Source organism: Citrobacter amalonaticus (assembly GCF_001559075.2).
In the GTDB taxonomy this organism is placed as follows: Bacteria; Pseudomonadota; Gammaproteobacteria; order Enterobacterales; family Enterobacteriaceae; genus Citrobacter_A; species Citrobacter_A amalonaticus_F.
Genome location: NZ_CP014015.2, coordinates 4,744,065 through 4,757,836, shown reverse-complemented (window position 1 = coordinate 4,757,836; position 13,772 = coordinate 4,744,065). Strand labels below are relative to the sequence as shown.

Below are 13,772 nucleotides of genomic sequence, written 5' to 3'. Positions count from 1 at the left end.
TGATAAATGGCTAACGCAGATCTGGATAAACAGCCTGATTCTGTATCTTCCGTGCTGAAAGTCTTTGGCATTCTGCAGGCGCTGGGTGAAGAGCGCGAAATAGGGATTACCGAGTTATCACAACGCGTCATGATGTCAAAAAGCACCGTTTATCGCTTTTTACAGACCATGAAAACACTGGGATATGTGTCACAGGAAGGTGAATCCGAGAAGTATTCTCTGACGCTGAAGCTGTTTGAACTTGGCGCTCGCGCGCTACAGAATGTTGACCTTATCCGCAGTGCGGACATCCAGATGCGCGAACTCTCTCGCCTGACGAAAGAGACGGTGCACCTTGGCGCGCTGGACGAAGACAGCATCGTCTACATTCATAAGATTGATTCGATGTACAACCTGCGCATGTATTCGCGTGTGGGTCGCCGCAATCCGCTTTACAGCACCGCGATTGGTAAAGTGCTGCTGGCCTGGCGCGATCGTGACGAAGTGAAGCAGATTCTGGACGGCATTGAGTATAAACGTAGTACCGGGCGCACTATCACCACCACGGAAGCATTGCTGCCGGTGCTGGATAAAGTCCGCGAACAGGGTTATGGCGAAGATAACGAAGAACAAGAAGAAGGTTTACGCTGCATTGGCGTACCGGTATTCGATCGTTTCGGTGTGGTGATTGCGGGTCTGAGTATCTCCTTCCCAACGCTGCGTTTTTCCGAAGAAAACCTGCACGACTACGTTTCGATGCTGCATACCGCGGCGCGTAAAATCTCTGAACAGATGGGCTACAACGATTATCCGTTCTGATGATGTCATGCAGTCGATATAAAGAAACGGCCGGCTTTTTCGCCGGCCGCTTTAATCCTGTGACATTCTGCTTCAGCAATACGCAAGGCACGGATCATGACGACGGGATATTAACCGTTATCGACGACCACGGTACTCTTACGCAATATCGGACAATCCGTTAATCCGATGATACCGCTATCGGTATGAACATATTGCGCGGTGGCGGTTCCTCGCGCGGTAAGATACTTGCATTGCAACCCCAGCCCGGCGGCATTCTCCTGGCTGCCTATCAGCACACCATACCCACTGAGTAATAATCCAATCCATACAAGCGCAAACAACACGATAGCGCGAATAATCAAACGCATTATGACCTCTTTTCTTCTATAAGTTAGACTGAGCTTAGCGCTTACGCTCATTGATACAAGTAAATGATTCTTAAAAAATCGCTAATGTCTTCTGTAGTTAGTCCTGGTTTAAGATACGCATGATAATTTGGTGGCATAAGATGTTGATGCGGAGAGTGGAGTGAAAAAGTTTCGATGGATAATTCTGGTGGTGGTAGTGCTTGTGTGCCTGCTGCTATGGGCCCAGGTGTTCAACATCATGTGTGACCAGGATGTACAATTTTTCAGCGGAATTTGCGCCATCAATAAATTTATCCCCTGGTGAGATCATTTTTTCATCCGTTGATTTCCTTCCTGTGGCGCGGTGGTAAAATGGCGCGTCTACATTGAGGTGGTGAAATGAACGAAGTAGTGAATTCCGGCGTGCTTAATTTTGCGTCGTTGATTGTATCGGTGGGGGTTCTGGTTGTTGGGCTGGTGCTGTGGTTCTTTATCAACCGTGCGAGCTCGCGAACCAATGAGCAGATTGAGCTGCTTGAAGCGTTGTTAGACCAGCAGAAGCGACAAAATGCATTATTGCGTCGTCTCTGTGAAGCGAACGAGCCGGAAAAAGTGGCAGAGGCATCGCCTAAGGCCAATGATCCGCAAGAGGATGAGGACATCATCCGTCTGGTCGCAGAACGTTAATCCTCGTGTAACAGGAAGCGAATGGGCTGGCGTCTCGCCAGTCTTTCCTTCCTGGTTTGTTATCCTGCACGCTATTAGTGCAGTCGCATGCCGCTTCGCTATATCCGTTCCTTCTTGTGCCAGTGCGCCGGTTATTGCCTGCACACACTTAATTATATTTTTCCATACGTTAATAATGTGATCTTCCCCGTTTTGTGAGAATGATCGGTTTTATAATAAGCGAAACGTTTCTTTCCCTATTTTTGTGCATTGTCATCATTCTTTCATTAAATGAGTGCATAAGAACAGTAGATATCAAGATGGAGCGAAATGAGGCGTTATTATGATACCGGGTCATTTTGCGTTGAAACAAATTATGCATAACAAAGCAGAATTTGTGATAACCGCGGGTCGCCACGTTTCGACATCGCAATGATCTGGAAGTCGCGAACTTATTGAGCTATGGTTGAAAAGTCCCCGCTGCGCGGAGGGTCTGACAAGGGCTCAGCGAGCGCGTGGGAATATATCGGCTTGAGGATTGACGCATAACTGTGCAGTTACTCTGTGTCGACTGGCGAGATTTGTGCGACCGATCGAGACACGTTTAAAAATGGCTTGCCATAATTAACGTTGTATGTGATAACACGTTTTGGGTTAAACGAGGTACAGTTCTGTTTATGTGTGGCATTTTCAGTAAAGAAGTCCTGAGTAAACACGTTGTCGTTGAATACCGCTTCTCTGCCGAACCTTATATTAGTGCCTCAAGCAGTAATGTCTCAGTTTTATCTATGTTATGCCTGCGGGCGAAGAAAACACTCTAAGGAATTTTGCAAATGGCAAAGATTAAAGGTCAAGTTAAGTGGTTCAACGAGTCTAAAGGTTTTGGCTTTATTACTCCGGCTGATGGCAGCAAAGACGTGTTCGTACACTTCTCCGCTATCCAGGGTAATGGCTTCAAAACTCTGGCTGAAGGCCAGAACGTTGAGTTCGAAATTCAGGACGGCCAGAAAGGTCCGGCTGCTGTTAACGTAACAGCTATCTGATCGACACCACTGATTTGAAGCGCATCTGCGCATCAACCTCAGATTTAAAGCCTCGCTGATGCGGGGCTTTTTCATGCATCTTCCTTCAAAGTATGTCTGAATGCTTTCTCCGTTAGCGCTTTGTTGCAAAGCCGTGATGTTATTAGCATAGTTTTCACCGCTTTCCCGCCGTTATTCCCGTTAAATCAGTCACCTGAATATCATGTTTGCCGGAGAACAGGTGAAAAAGAAAAGTGAGGGTACGGCGCGAAGTTTCACACCGCTACGTTTTGCGCTGCTTTGTATCGCCATATTGCTGAGCCTGGGACTGCTGCTGGGGCGCGTTGCCTGGTTGCAGATTGTCGAACCCGACCGTCTGGTCAGGCAAGAAGACATGCGCTCATTGCGCGAAGTCACCACGGCATCGCCGCGTGGAATGATCACCGATCGGCAAGGGCGGCCGCTGGCGGTCAGCGTACCGGTGAATGCGGTCTGGGCTGACCCTCAAACGCTATTGAGCAAAGGCGGCGTTGGCGACAACGAACGCTGGCAGGCGCTGGCCAACACGCTGCATCTTTCACTCACGAACCTGGCGGCGCGCGTTAACCACGATCCGTCAGCACGGTTTATCTATCTTGCGCGTCAGGTCTCTCCTCAACAGGCGAAGTGGATCGATAAGCTGAACCTGCCCGGGATTAATTTGCGCGAAGAGTCCCGGCGCTTTTACCCGGCAGGACATGTCGCGGCGAATCTGATTGGTTTCACCAATATTGACGGGCAGGGCATTGAAGGGGTTGAGAAAAGCTTTAACGCACAGTTAATGGGGAAGCCGGGTTCCCGCCTGGTCCGCAAAGATAAATTCGGTCACGTGATTGAAAACATCACGGAAGTTAATTCTGTGCCGGCGCATGAACTACAACTCAGCATTGATGAGCGACTGCAGACAGTCACCGAGGATGCACTGGACAATGCGGTTAGCTGGAACAAAGCGGAATCAGGCGCTGCCGTGCTGGTGAACATTGCCACCGGTGAGATCCTGGCGATGGCCAGTTTCCCCGATTTTAACCCGAACAACCGTGATGGGGCGGTGCTTGATGATTTTCGTAATCGTGCGATTAGCGATACCTTCGAGCCGGGCTCGACGGTGAAACCGCTGGTCATTATGACGGCGCTTGAGCAGGGGATTGTCCAGCCTGACAGCGTGATCGACACTCATCCGTTTTATCTTGACGGGCATCGGATCCGCGATGTGGGCTTTTATCCGGAACTGACGCTGACCGGTATTTTGCAAAAATCGAGTGACACCGGGGTTTCGCATCTCTCGTTAGCGATGCCGATCCAGCGAGTCGTCGATACCTACCGCCGCTTTGGTTTTGGCCAACCCACGGGGCTGGGACTCACCGGTGAGAGTCAGGGGCTGATGCCGCAACGCCGTTACTGGAGCGATCTGGATCGCGCGACCTTTGCCTTTGGCTACGGCCTGATGGTGACGCCGCTGCAACTGGCGCACGTCTATGCCACGATTGGCAGTTTTGGCCTGTACCGACCGCTCTCTATTACGCGTATCGATCCGCCTGTCATCGGCAAGCGCGTAATGTCGGAAGCGCTGGTCAGGCAAGTGGAGCATATGATGGAAAGTGTCGCCCTGCCGGGGGGCGGCGGGACGAAGGCGGCGGTCCGGGATTATCGCGTGGCGGTTAAAACCGGGACGGCGAAGAAGATCGGTGATGACGGTAAATACGTTGATAAATATGTGGCTTACACCGCAGGAGTGGCGCCGGCAAGCAACCCGAAGTTTGCGCTGGTAGTGGTGATCAACGATCCGCAGAATGGGGCCTATTACGGTGGCGCGGTGTCGGCACCGGTTTTCAGCCAGATTATGGGCGATGTGCTGCGACTGGAAAACGTCAAACCGGATGGGATGCCTGCCGACTCCAGTCATCTGTTGGTGATGCAGAGCAATGCGCAGACACTCCCCACGCGCTAAGTGATTCTCCCGGGGCGTAAATCGCGTTACACTTGCGCCCTGAATTTACCTGCCGGAGTTGTTATGTCGTTTTCCTGCCCACTTTGTCACCAGCCCCTTGCGCACGTTAATAACAGTTTTATCTGTCCGCAGCGGCATCAGTTTGATGTGGCAAAAGAGGGGTACGTTAACCTGTTGCCGGTACAGCATAAGCGTTCACGCGATCCGGGCGACAGCGCGGAGATGATGCAGGCACGGCGTGCATTTCTTGATGCCGGACATTATCAACCCCTGCGTGGCGCCATTGTTGAGCAGCTTTCCGCGCGCCTCGACGCGTCGGCGACCTCGATTCTTGATATCGGCTGTGGGGAAGGGTATTACACTCATGCCTTTGCTGATGCGTTGCCGACGGCGACCACCTATGGACTGGACGTGGCAAAAGTGGCCATTAAAGCGGCGGCCAGACGCTATCCGCAGGTGACATTCTGCGTCGCCTCGAGTCATCGGTTGCCGTTTGCTGATGCAAGCCAGGACGCCATTGTGCGGATTTACGCGCCGTGTAAAGCGCAAGAGCTGGCGCGCGTGGTCAAGTCGCAGGGTTGGGTGATCACGGCAACGCCGGGACCGCGCCATTTAATGGAGTTGAAAGGGCTGATTTACGATGAGGTTCGGCTCCATGCGCCGCATACTGAGCAACTGGAAGGGTTCACCCTGCTGGAGGATATTACGCTGGCGTATCCGATGCGCCTGAGCGGAAAGGAAGCGGTGGCGCTATTGCAGATGACGCCTTTTGCCTGGCGGGCCAAACCGGAGGTCTGGGAACGCCTGGCGAGTACAGAAGTGTTTGACTGCCAGACGGATTTTCGTCTTCACCTCTGGCAGCGTGCGGATTAACCGTGAAAGTGCGTCCAGAGGATCTGGACGCCGATACCGATCAGTACCACCCCACCCAGAATTTCAGCCCGTTTGCCAAGCAGCGGGCCAATGAAGCGACCGACCATCATTCCCAGTGTGGACATGATCAGCGTGGCGCAGCCGATAGCCAGGGCGGTAGCGATAATGTTGACCTGCAGGAACGCCAGCCCCACGCCGACAGCCATGGCGTCGAGGCTGGTGGCGATAGCGGTGGTGACCAGTAACCAGAAACCGTGACGACGCAGCGGTTCATCATCTTCATCATCCGCGCCGCGAAATCCCTCAATAATCATCCGTCCGCCCAGAAAGACCAACAGGATGAAAGCAATCCAGTGATTCCACTCCAGCACGAATTTGCTGGCTAACATACCGAGCGCCCAGCCGATCAGCGGCGTCAATGTTTCCACTGCGCCGAAAATTAAACCGGTACGCAGGGCTTCAGAAAATTTGGGTTTATGCAGGGTCGCGCCTTTGCCAATTGATGCGGCAAAAGCATCCATCGACATGCCAAAAGCGAGAATAATAGTGGCGGTGATATTCATGACAGCGTCCTGACCGGGGTTTCCATAAAACACACCACTGCCCCCAGTAAACATGCACACCTGAACTCGGGGTTCATACAGTATGCATAGCAGTTGATGTGCCTATGGTCTCGCCTGACTGAAAGAGATTTCAGTCCGTACGTGCCACGTTTTGCAACGAGTATGTTGACACGTACATTTCCGGAGTCTGGAAATCGGCTACTCCCCAAATGACGGCGCAACCTTATCATATTTTGAGAATATAAAACAACAACGGAGAAATATTATTTGACTTCTAATTGAAAACGATTTTCATTTAGATTTATTGGTAGATGGAACGTTAAAATAAATAACATTTACGCTGTCAGATTATAGCCTTAGCTATGTTTTTAACTGCAATTAAATTGCGAAAAACAAAGCCCAGGCTATATCTCTAACTTACTGAGAAGAAACGAGAAGTTTATATATCTTTTCCAGATCGTCGATATTCCGTACACGAATAAGCAGACGCCGTTGTTCTAATTGCATCACCAGAACACCATCTTCCGATAAATTCATCTCTTTAATGCGGTTATATTCTATCCATACGTTGGCGAAGAAAAAGCCACCCTGTTTGAAGAGGATTTTCGGGACCCGGATCCAGAAAATATAAAACCCCATTAACGCCAGAGCGCATAATAACCAGGTGGTCATGACAGCCCCATGGCTGGTGACATTGTTGTAGATAAGAATCGCGATGAGGCCAATGAAGATGACGCTGTCCACGCGGCTTCGGCGCAGCAGGGGAATGGCAAGCAGAGTCGGGCCATTGCGGCGTGGCATGATGAACTGATCGTAAATGGCGTAAGCCAGTAACGCGGCAATAAAGAAAACCAGCACCAGGTCCGTGATAGTCATTGATCCTTGTTCCTCCAGATAAAAAAACGGGGCCTTATAGGCCCCGGGAGAGTGATGACAAACTTCATCCCGATACCGGGCAAGCAGAGATCACCTAATTAAAAACCAGGAAAATCAATTTATTGATTTTCGGCTGATAACCACAATGAAGGAAAAACCACGTTTTTTCCTTCATTGTCAGCAGTATGACGGGGCCTTATAGGCCCCGGTAGTGTACTACAGTCTTACAGGCCCAACAGGCCGACCGCATAACCCGCGATACCGATGACAAAGAAGCCAACGATAATCCACAGCGGGTTCACTTTCTTACGCAACAGCCACATACAGGCGAAGGTCAGCAGCAGCGGAACCAGACCCGGCATTAACTGGTCGAGAATGGTCTGTACGGTGGTAACACGGGTCTGCCCATCCTGTCCGGTGATGGTTGAGACCACTAGCGGGATGTTCACGTGCGTCCACTTGTTAACCAATGCCCCCATAACAAACAGGCCGAGGATTGACGCCCCCTCAGTCAGTTTCTGCAGGAAGCCGCCGCCCATATCCTTAACGATATCGACACCTTTGCGGTAACCGTAAGCGACGCCATAGTAACGGGTCAGCAGACGGACTGCGTTGAACAGAATGAAGAACAGCAATGGGCCGAGCAGGCTACCGCTCATCGCGATACCCGCACCTAACGCGGCGAATACCGGACGCACCGTACCCCAGAAAATCGGGTCGCCCACGCCTGCCAGCGGACCCATCAGGCCGACTTTGATACCGTTGATGGCACCATCGTCAATCTCTGCGCCGTTAGCACGCTGTTCTTCCATCGCCAGCGTTACGCCGAGAACCGGTGCCGCAACGTATGGATGGGTGTTAAAGAATTCCAGGTGACGCTTGATGGCTTGCTTCCGCGCATCGTTGTTCTCTGGATACAGGCGACGAATAGCCGGTACCATGGAGAAGCAGAAACCCAGCGCCTGCATACGTTCGAAGTTCCATGAACCCTGAAACAGGTTAGAACGAATGAACACGCCACGAATGTCACTCTGTGTGAGTTTTTTCTCAGTGGTAGTTTTAGTCATATCAACCATTTCGCTCACCTGCTAGTCCAGTTCGTTATCGAGGGAGTTGTCACCAGCAGCCTGCGCTGGTGCACCTGCCACGCGGTTATATTTCGGGCTCAGTTGGATGTAGAGGATGGCCATTACCGCACCAATCACACCCAGAGCAACCAGGTTGAAGTTAGTAAATGCCGCAGTCACGAAGCCGAGGTAGAAGAACGGCATCAGATAGCCTGCACGCATCATGTTGATAACCATCGCGTAACCGACCACAACGATCATGCCGCCGGCGATGTTCAGACCGCCAGTCACCACTTCCGGAATCGCATTCAGCATGCCCTGAACTTCGCTGGTGCCTACGGAAATCGCAACGATAACCGCCGGGATAGCGATACGCATCGCCTGCAGGAACAGGGAAGAGACATGCAGCCAGGAGAGCGCCGTCAGGTTACCGTTTTCCGCCGCTTTATCCGCCGCGTGCTGGAATGCCACGGTGATAGTACGAACGATGATAGTCAGAACCTGGCCTGCTGCAGCGAGCGGAATCGCCAGCGCGATACCAGCACCGATGCTTTGGTGACCGGCAATAACCAGAACGGTAGAAATAATGGACGCCAGTGCGGCATCAGGTGCAACGGCAGCACCGATGTTCATCCAGCCCAGGGCGATCATTTCCAGGGTACCACCGATGATAATACCGGTTTTCATATCCCCGAGAACGGCGCCAATCAGCGTACAGGCCACCAGTGGGCGGTGGAACTGAAATTCATCGAGTACCGACTCCATACCCGCGATACATGCGACGATGAACACCAGCACAATCTGAAGAGTGGTAATCTCCATTGTACTTCTCCTATTGCTATAACAGCCTTAAGTGTGAAAGCTCATTCAATGCCAGGGGTTACTTGCCCACTTTGGCAATCAAATCCATCATTTTCAGTTTCTGATCGGTTGACACTTTACGCGCCTCAAGCTCAATACCGCGGGCATTAAGTTTGTTAAAGGCTTCGATGTCTTTCTCATCGACAGAGATGGCGTTGTTGACCTGCGTTTTACCCTGACGGAAAGCCATACCGCCAATGTTCACGGAGGTGATTTTTACGCCGCCTTCGACAATGCGTTCAACATCGGTCGGATTGGTGAACAGCAGCATCACACGTTCGCCAGCGTATTTCGGGTTGTTGTAAACGCGAATCATCTTGGCAACATCCACCACGTGAGCGGTCACGCCAGGAGGCGCCACCTGCGTCAACAGCGTTTTACGCACGGTGTCTGCAGCCACTTCATCGCTGACCACGATAATGCGGGTCACGTTGGTTTCTTTGGTCCAGCGGGTAGCCACCTGACCGTGGATTAAACGGTCATCAATACGGGCAAGACCGATTTGCATATAATCGTTCGGTCCCATCGGTTTTGCCGGAGCCGCGGCTTTGGGGGCCGCTGCGACGGGGGCAGGGGCGGCTTTTTCCACCGGTTTCGCTTTCAGCGCTTTCACGCCTTCGCGACCGGTTTCAACCGCCAGCGCGACCAGTTCGTCGAAACTTGGGTTGTCGTCACGCGCCATCAGCGTTTCGACCAGCATAGGGATGTTCACCCCGGCGATCACTTCATACTGTTCTTTGTCGACGACAATGCGGCTGGCAGCGTTGAACGGACTGCCTCCCCATGTATCGACGAGAAACAGCACGCCGTTACGGGTATCGAGTTTTGCCAACTGAGCGTTGTACTTTTCAATCAGCGTTTCGGCATTCTCGCCGGGCACGAAATCGATCCAGCCGACGTTTTCCTGCTCGCCTAACAGCATTTCTGCTGTCTTGAGTAACTGCTCTGCAGCCCAACCATGTGTGCCTATAACAATAGCAATGGTCACTTGCTACCTCCTTTATTATCGTTAACACATCAACGTGAGAGATGTATTTGAATCGCCGTCCGCAACAGAATCGATTCAGATAAGGGTTACAATGAAAAACATATGATGTCCGCGAATTATTTTAGATACCGAAAAAAATATTTTATGTGATGAAGATCCGTAATTTAGTTTTCGCCAATGAGAAATTTCGTAGAGTAAAATATCTCTGTTACAACTCTTTGCAAAGGAAGGTAAATCTTTGCCAAAAACACGTTGCCTCTGTTATGTTTACGTTCTGTTTAACTAACCAGGAGTATAGGGCACTAGCCCGCTGTATGGATCGTCACCGACGTCATTTCACCTTCAGGCCGCATCGCGCCTGCCAGTCTGGCATGTCTTGCCACACGTTTTGTCTGCACTGTGTTTTATCGCCTGTTAACCATTCCTTAAGCAGGAGCTTGTCATGGAATTCTTAATGGACCCCTCGATTTGGGCGGGTTTGCTCACGCTTGTCGTCCTGGAAATTGTCCTGGGCATCGATAACCTGGTTTTTATTGCGATTCTTGCGGATAAGCTGCCGCCGAAGCAGCGTGACAAAGCACGTCTGATTGGTTTATCCCTGGCGCTCGTGATGCGTCTGGCCTTGCTGTCTATTATTTCGTGGATGGTCACCCTGACCCAACCGCTGTTCACCGTCATGGATTTCACCTTCTCCGGTCGTGATCTGATCATGCTGCTCGGGGGTATCTTCCTGTTGTTTAAAGCCACGACGGAACTTCATGAACGGCTGGAAAACCGTGAACACGACTCCGGGCATGGTAAAGGGTATGCCAGCTTCTGGGTGGTCGTGACGCAGATCGTTATCCTGGATGCGGTATTCTCGCTGGATGCGGTGATTACGGCTGTCGGTATGGTGAACCATCTGCCTGTAATGATGGCGGCGGTCGTGATCGCGATGGCGGTGATGCTGCTGGCGTCCAAGCCGCTGACGCGTTTCGTCAACCAACATCCGACGGTGGTGGTGCTCTGTCTGAGCTTCCTGCTGATGATTGGTCTGAGTCTGGTCGCCGAAGGTTTTGGTTTCCATATTCCGAAAGGCTACCTGTACGCCGCGATTGGCTTCTCGATCATTATCGAAGTGTTTAACCAGATTGCGCGTCGCAACTTTATTCGCCATCAGTCAACGCTGCCGCTGCGTGCGCGTACGGCTGACGCGATCCTGCGTCTGATGGGCGGAAAACGTCAGGCGGCGGTGGCGCATGAATCCGACAGCCAGGCTGCCGTTCCGATCCCGGAAGGGGCATTTGCGGAAGAAGAACGCTATATGATTAACGGCGTGCTGACGCTGGCACAGCGCTCGCTGCGCGGGATCATGACTCCGCGTGGTGAAATCAGTTGGGTGGACGCCAATCTGAGCGTTGATGAGATCCGCGAGCAGTTGCTCTCCTCGCCGCACAGCCTGTTCCCGGTGTGTCGTGGCGAACTGGATGAGATCATCGGTATCGTACGGGCGAAAGAGCTGCTGGTGGCGCTGGAAGAGGGCGTCGACGTCGCGGCTATCGCGTCAGCTTCACCGGCCATTGTGGTACCGGAAACGCTGGATCCTATCAACCTGTTGGGTGTCCTGCGTCGTGCACGCGGTAGTTTTGTTATCGTCACCAACGAGTTTGGCGTGGTGCAGGGGCTGGTTACGCCGCTGGATGTCCTTGAAGCCATTGCCGGTGAGTTCCCGGATGCTGATGAAACGCCGGAAATTACCGTTGACGGCGAAGGCTGGTTAGTCAAAGGCGGCACCGATCTGCATGCCCTGCAACAGGCGCTGGCGGTGGATAACCTGGTTGATGAAGACGAAGACATCGCCACGGTCGCGGGACTGGTGATTGCGGCTAATGGTCACATTCCCCGTATGGGCGATGTGATCGAGGTTCCTCCGCTGAGCATTACCATTGTCGACGCTAATGACTACCGCGTGGATCTGGTGCGAATTGTTAAAGAACAACCTGCGCAAGAAGAAGAGGAGTAATCTTCTCTAACGCAGGGGTATCACGGGCGCGATGCGTCCGTTATGCCTGGGTGGCGGCGGGTGACTGCCCGCCAGCCACTGCGGAAAATCGCGCAGCGGCATCGGCTTTGCAAATAAAAATCCCTGCAGTAAATCCACACCGTGGCGGCGCAGATGCTGCGCCTGCTCCTGCGTTTCAACCCCTTCCGCGACCAGTTCGATATGCAGACGCTGCCCAAGGGCGATGATGATGTCGGTCACCGTTGAATTGACCGCATCAGTACCAATCGCATTGGTAAAGGACTTATCAATTTTCAGAATGTCAGGGCGCAACTTTTCCAGCCATGACAGCGAACTGTTGCCGGTTCCAAAATCATCGATCGCCAGCTTGATGTTTTGCCGTTGCAACTCGTGAACGATTCGATAATCAACATCCTGCAGCGCATCCCGCTCGGTAAGTTCAATCACCAGTTGTTGAATGGGCTGCTGACTGAACCAGTACTGATCGAGATCTTTCAGCAATTCACCCTGCTGAAAATGGCTGGCGGCGACATTAATGCCAATATGAAACTGGCTGCTCATGGGGAAAAAATGACGTTGCCGAATGGTTTCTGCTAACACATAACGCGTCAGCGGCGCGATCTGGTGATGCTCTTCAGCAATCGGGATAAATACGTCCGGTGAAATCCACCCCTGGCGAGGATTATTCCAGCGCAGCAGGATCTCCACCCCCATGCACTGTCCGGTCCGCGCGTTCAGCAGCGGCTGGCAAAAAAGCTCAAATTCGCGCTGTGCCAGTGCGAGGTTAATCTCCCAGGAAAAACTCATTCGGTTGGCGGTGGCCAGCCACGCCAGGTAGCCCACCAGCAGACTGAGCAGCAATGCCAGCGGCAGCTGCGCGGGCAGGGCTTTGAGCGCCAGCGCCTCTGCCGCAGGCCCGGTCACGCTAATGGTAAAAGGATAATGCTGTGAGGCGAGTTGATAGCGTTGCTCATCGTTGAGCGCGGGCAGGTTCTGCACCACGCCGTTCCCGTAAATCAAATGTCGGTTGCCAACAGTCAGACTGGCTCCGGTTATTAGCGGCTTACGCGGCTCCAGGAGCAGCGTGGCAAGCAGGTCGATGTTAACGATTTCCATCACGCCGTCCTGGCCGTCAGGCGAGGACGGGTACCACTGGATGAGAATCGGGCTGCCTTTAATGAGCAGCGGATCGGTGGACAACAGCAGTTGCGCATGTGCGGTGGGGAGGTCGGGTTGAAGCTGATGAATCGGGATATTGCGATAGCCAAAGACGCTGGAACAGTAGAGTACGCCGCGCTGGACCAGAGCAATTGCGCGTACCGTTTGCAGTCTGGCAGCCTGTTTGCGCAGCGGGAGATGCGTAACAGAGCAGGGAAGGCCAATCAGTGGTAACAGGATATCGCGGCCATTCTGTAACGGACGCAGCACTTCATCGAGCGTGGCGACCGCCCTGGAGGCAAAGGTAACGGTGTGGTGGTGATTTAAATTCCGCTGTGAAATAAATCGGACGCTCAGGGTCAGGATGAGCGTAATGAGCGCACAAAGTACGCACAGGATAAAACGTTTGCGACGATATTTTTTTATGATCCGTTGTGCTGTCTGCATGCGGGCCGCCTGATAACCGTCAGCCACAAAAGCCAACCGTAACAGAGCAAGTGTAGTGGGGAAACGGCGAGCAGACGAGAAAGGGGGCAAAATTTCGCCCATCCGTTGCAGATGGGCGAGGAAAAAGTATTAGTG

The 13,772-nt window shown here is 52.5% G+C and carries 16 protein-coding genes; 9 read left to right on the top strand and 7 right to left on the bottom strand.

Annotated features, from left to right (window positions below; translation table 11 throughout):
* Window positions 1-6: 6 nt before the first annotated feature.
* A complete protein-coding gene (gene kdgR / locus AL479_RS22970) occupies window positions 7-798 on the top strand; it encodes a DNA-binding transcriptional regulator KdgR (protein ID WP_061077794.1) in 792 nt (263 codons plus the stop codon).
* A gap of 110 nt (window positions 799-908) precedes the next feature.
* Here kdgR and AL479_RS22965 read toward each other — a convergent pair whose 3' ends face one another.
* Window positions 909-1,148 carry a YobH family protein gene (locus tag AL479_RS22965; protein ID WP_043001907.1) on the bottom strand — a complete coding sequence of 80 codons (240 nt, stop codon included), beginning with the start codon at window positions 1,146-1,148 and terminating at the stop codon, window positions 909-911.
* 160 nt (window positions 1,149-1,308) lie between these two features.
* Between AL479_RS22965 and mgrB the strand changes: the two genes are divergently transcribed.
* The 6 genes from mgrB to rlmA all read left to right on the top strand — a co-directional run bounded on the left by mgrB (window position 1,309) and on the right by rlmA (window position 5,675).
* Window positions 1,309-1,452 (top strand): PhoP/PhoQ regulator MgrB, encoded by a 144-nt coding sequence (gene mgrB, locus AL479_RS22960; protein WP_042318479.1) that lies wholly within the window; start codon window positions 1,309-1,311, stop codon window positions 1,450-1,452.
* A gap of 74 nt (window positions 1,453-1,526) precedes the next feature.
* Window positions 1,527-1,814: a YebO family protein gene (locus AL479_RS22955; protein ID WP_061077793.1), complete on the top strand. Its 288-nt coding sequence runs from the start codon at window positions 1,527-1,529 to the stop codon at window positions 1,812-1,814.
* Window positions 1,815-2,470: 656 nt separating this feature from the next.
* Window positions 2,471-2,614: a DUF2627 domain-containing protein gene (locus AL479_RS22950; protein ID WP_043000402.1), complete on the top strand. Its 144-nt coding sequence runs from the start codon at window positions 2,471-2,473 to the stop codon at window positions 2,612-2,614.
* Window positions 2,615-2,626: 12 nt separating this feature from the next.
* Window positions 2,627-2,836 (top strand): transcription antiterminator/RNA stability regulator CspE, encoded by a 210-nt coding sequence (gene cspE, locus AL479_RS22945; RefSeq protein WP_001062678.1) that lies wholly within the window; start codon window positions 2,627-2,629, stop codon window positions 2,834-2,836.
* A gap of 220 nt (window positions 2,837-3,056) precedes the next feature.
* The gene (gene ftsI, locus AL479_RS22940) at window positions 3,057-4,802 is read left to right on the top strand and encodes a peptidoglycan glycosyltransferase FtsI (RefSeq protein WP_061078056.1); all 1,746 of its coding nucleotides are present in this window, start codon (window positions 3,057-3,059) and stop codon (window positions 4,800-4,802) included.
* 63 nt (window positions 4,803-4,865) lie between these two features.
* Window positions 4,866-5,675, top strand: coding sequence for a 23S rRNA (guanine(745)-N(1))-methyltransferase (rlmA, locus tag AL479_RS22935; protein WP_061077792.1), 810 nt, complete (start codon window positions 4,866-4,868; stop codon window positions 5,673-5,675).
* Here the strand turns inward: rlmA and mntP are convergent.
* The 5 genes from mntP to manX form a co-directional block, all read right to left on the bottom strand.
* Complete coding sequence (mntP, locus tag AL479_RS22930; protein ID WP_061077791.1) at window positions 5,672-6,238, bottom strand: manganese efflux pump MntP; 567 nt, start codon at window positions 6,236-6,238, stop codon at window positions 5,672-5,674. The two genes, rlmA and mntP, sit on opposite strands and share 4 nt — an antisense overlap.
* A 417-nt stretch (window positions 6,239-6,655) precedes the next feature.
* Window positions 6,656-7,114 carry a DUF986 family protein gene (locus AL479_RS22920; RefSeq protein WP_061077790.1) on the bottom strand — a complete coding sequence of 153 codons (459 nt, stop codon included), beginning with the start codon at window positions 7,112-7,114 and terminating at the stop codon, window positions 6,656-6,658.
* Window positions 7,115-7,338: 224 nt separating this feature from the next.
* Entirely contained in the window at window positions 7,339-8,190 is an 852-nt protein-coding gene (locus AL479_RS22915) for a PTS mannose transporter subunit IID (RefSeq protein WP_042318485.1), read from the bottom strand.
* A gap of 12 nt (window positions 8,191-8,202) precedes the next feature.
* Window positions 8,203-9,003 (bottom strand): PTS mannose/fructose/sorbose transporter subunit IIC, encoded by an 801-nt coding sequence (locus tag AL479_RS22910; protein ID WP_042318487.1) that lies wholly within the window; start codon window positions 9,001-9,003, stop codon window positions 8,203-8,205.
* 58 nt (window positions 9,004-9,061) lie between these two features.
* Window positions 9,062-10,030: a PTS mannose transporter subunit IIAB gene (gene manX / locus AL479_RS22905; RefSeq protein WP_061077789.1), complete on the bottom strand. Its 969-nt coding sequence runs from the start codon at window positions 10,028-10,030 to the stop codon at window positions 9,062-9,064.
* Between the two features lie 149 nt (window positions 10,031-10,179).
* Here manX and AL479_RS24280 point away from each other — a divergent pair, with 149 nt between their 5' ends.
* Together AL479_RS24280 and yoaE are read left to right on the top strand one after the other, a co-directional pair.
* The gene (locus AL479_RS24280; protein ID WP_407191721.1) at window positions 10,180-10,485 is read left to right on the top strand and encodes a protein YoaL; all 306 of its coding nucleotides are present in this window, start codon (window positions 10,180-10,182) and stop codon (window positions 10,483-10,485) included.
* The gene (gene yoaE, locus AL479_RS22895) at window positions 10,473-12,032 is read left to right on the top strand and encodes a CNNM family cation transport protein YoaE (RefSeq protein WP_061077787.1); all 1,560 of its coding nucleotides are present in this window, start codon (window positions 10,473-10,475) and stop codon (window positions 12,030-12,032) included. The genes AL479_RS24280 and yoaE overlap by 13 nt, the downstream gene beginning before the upstream one ends.
* Before the next feature lie 6 nt (window positions 12,033-12,038).
* Here yoaE and AL479_RS22890 read toward each other — a convergent pair whose 3' ends face one another.
* Complete coding sequence (locus AL479_RS22890) at window positions 12,039-13,637, bottom strand: EAL domain-containing protein (RefSeq protein ID WP_061077786.1); 1,599 nt, start codon at window positions 13,635-13,637, stop codon at window positions 12,039-12,041.
* Window positions 13,638-13,772: the final 135 nt, after the last annotated feature.

Bases quoted from the DNA above. Each gene is read 5' to 3' on its own strand.
- AL479_RS22890 (WP_061077786.1), bottom strand. From the start codon at position 13,637: ATGCAGACAGCACAACGGATCATAAAAAAATATCGTCGCAAACGTTTT.
- mntP (WP_061077791.1), bottom strand. From the start codon at position 6,238: ATGAATATCACCGCCACTATTATTCTCGCTTTTGGCATGTCGATGGAT.
- AL479_RS22950 (WP_043000402.1), top strand. From the start codon at position 2,471: ATGTGTGGCATTTTCAGTAAAGAAGTCCTGAGTAAACACGTTGTCGTT.
- AL479_RS22965 (WP_043001907.1), bottom strand. From the start codon at position 1,148: ATGCGTTTGATTATTCGCGCTATCGTGTTGTTTGCGCTTGTATGGATT.
- AL479_RS24280 (WP_407191721.1), top strand. From the start codon at position 10,180: ATGAAGATCCGTAATTTAGTTTTCGCCAATGAGAAATTTCGTAGAGTA.
- AL479_RS22910 (WP_042318487.1), bottom strand. From the start codon at position 9,003: ATGGAGATTACCACTCTTCAGATTGTGCTGGTGTTCATCGTCGCATGT.
- AL479_RS22915 (WP_042318485.1), bottom strand. From the start codon at position 8,190: ATGGTTGATATGACTAAAACTACCACTGAGAAAAAACTCACACAGAGT.
- AL479_RS22955 (WP_061077793.1), top strand. From the start codon at position 1,527: ATGAACGAAGTAGTGAATTCCGGCGTGCTTAATTTTGCGTCGTTGATT.
- yoaE (WP_061077787.1), top strand. From the start codon at position 10,473: ATGGAATTCTTAATGGACCCCTCGATTTGGGCGGGTTTGCTCACGCTT.
- kdgR (WP_061077794.1), top strand. From the start codon at position 7: ATGGCTAACGCAGATCTGGATAAACAGCCTGATTCTGTATCTTCCGTG.
- AL479_RS22920 (WP_061077790.1), bottom strand. From the start codon at position 7,114: ATGACTATCACGGACCTGGTGCTGGTTTTCTTTATTGCCGCGTTACTG.
- rlmA (WP_061077792.1), top strand. From the start codon at position 4,866: ATGTCGTTTTCCTGCCCACTTTGTCACCAGCCCCTTGCGCACGTTAAT.
- cspE (WP_001062678.1), top strand. From the start codon at position 2,627: ATGGCAAAGATTAAAGGTCAAGTTAAGTGGTTCAACGAGTCTAAAGGT.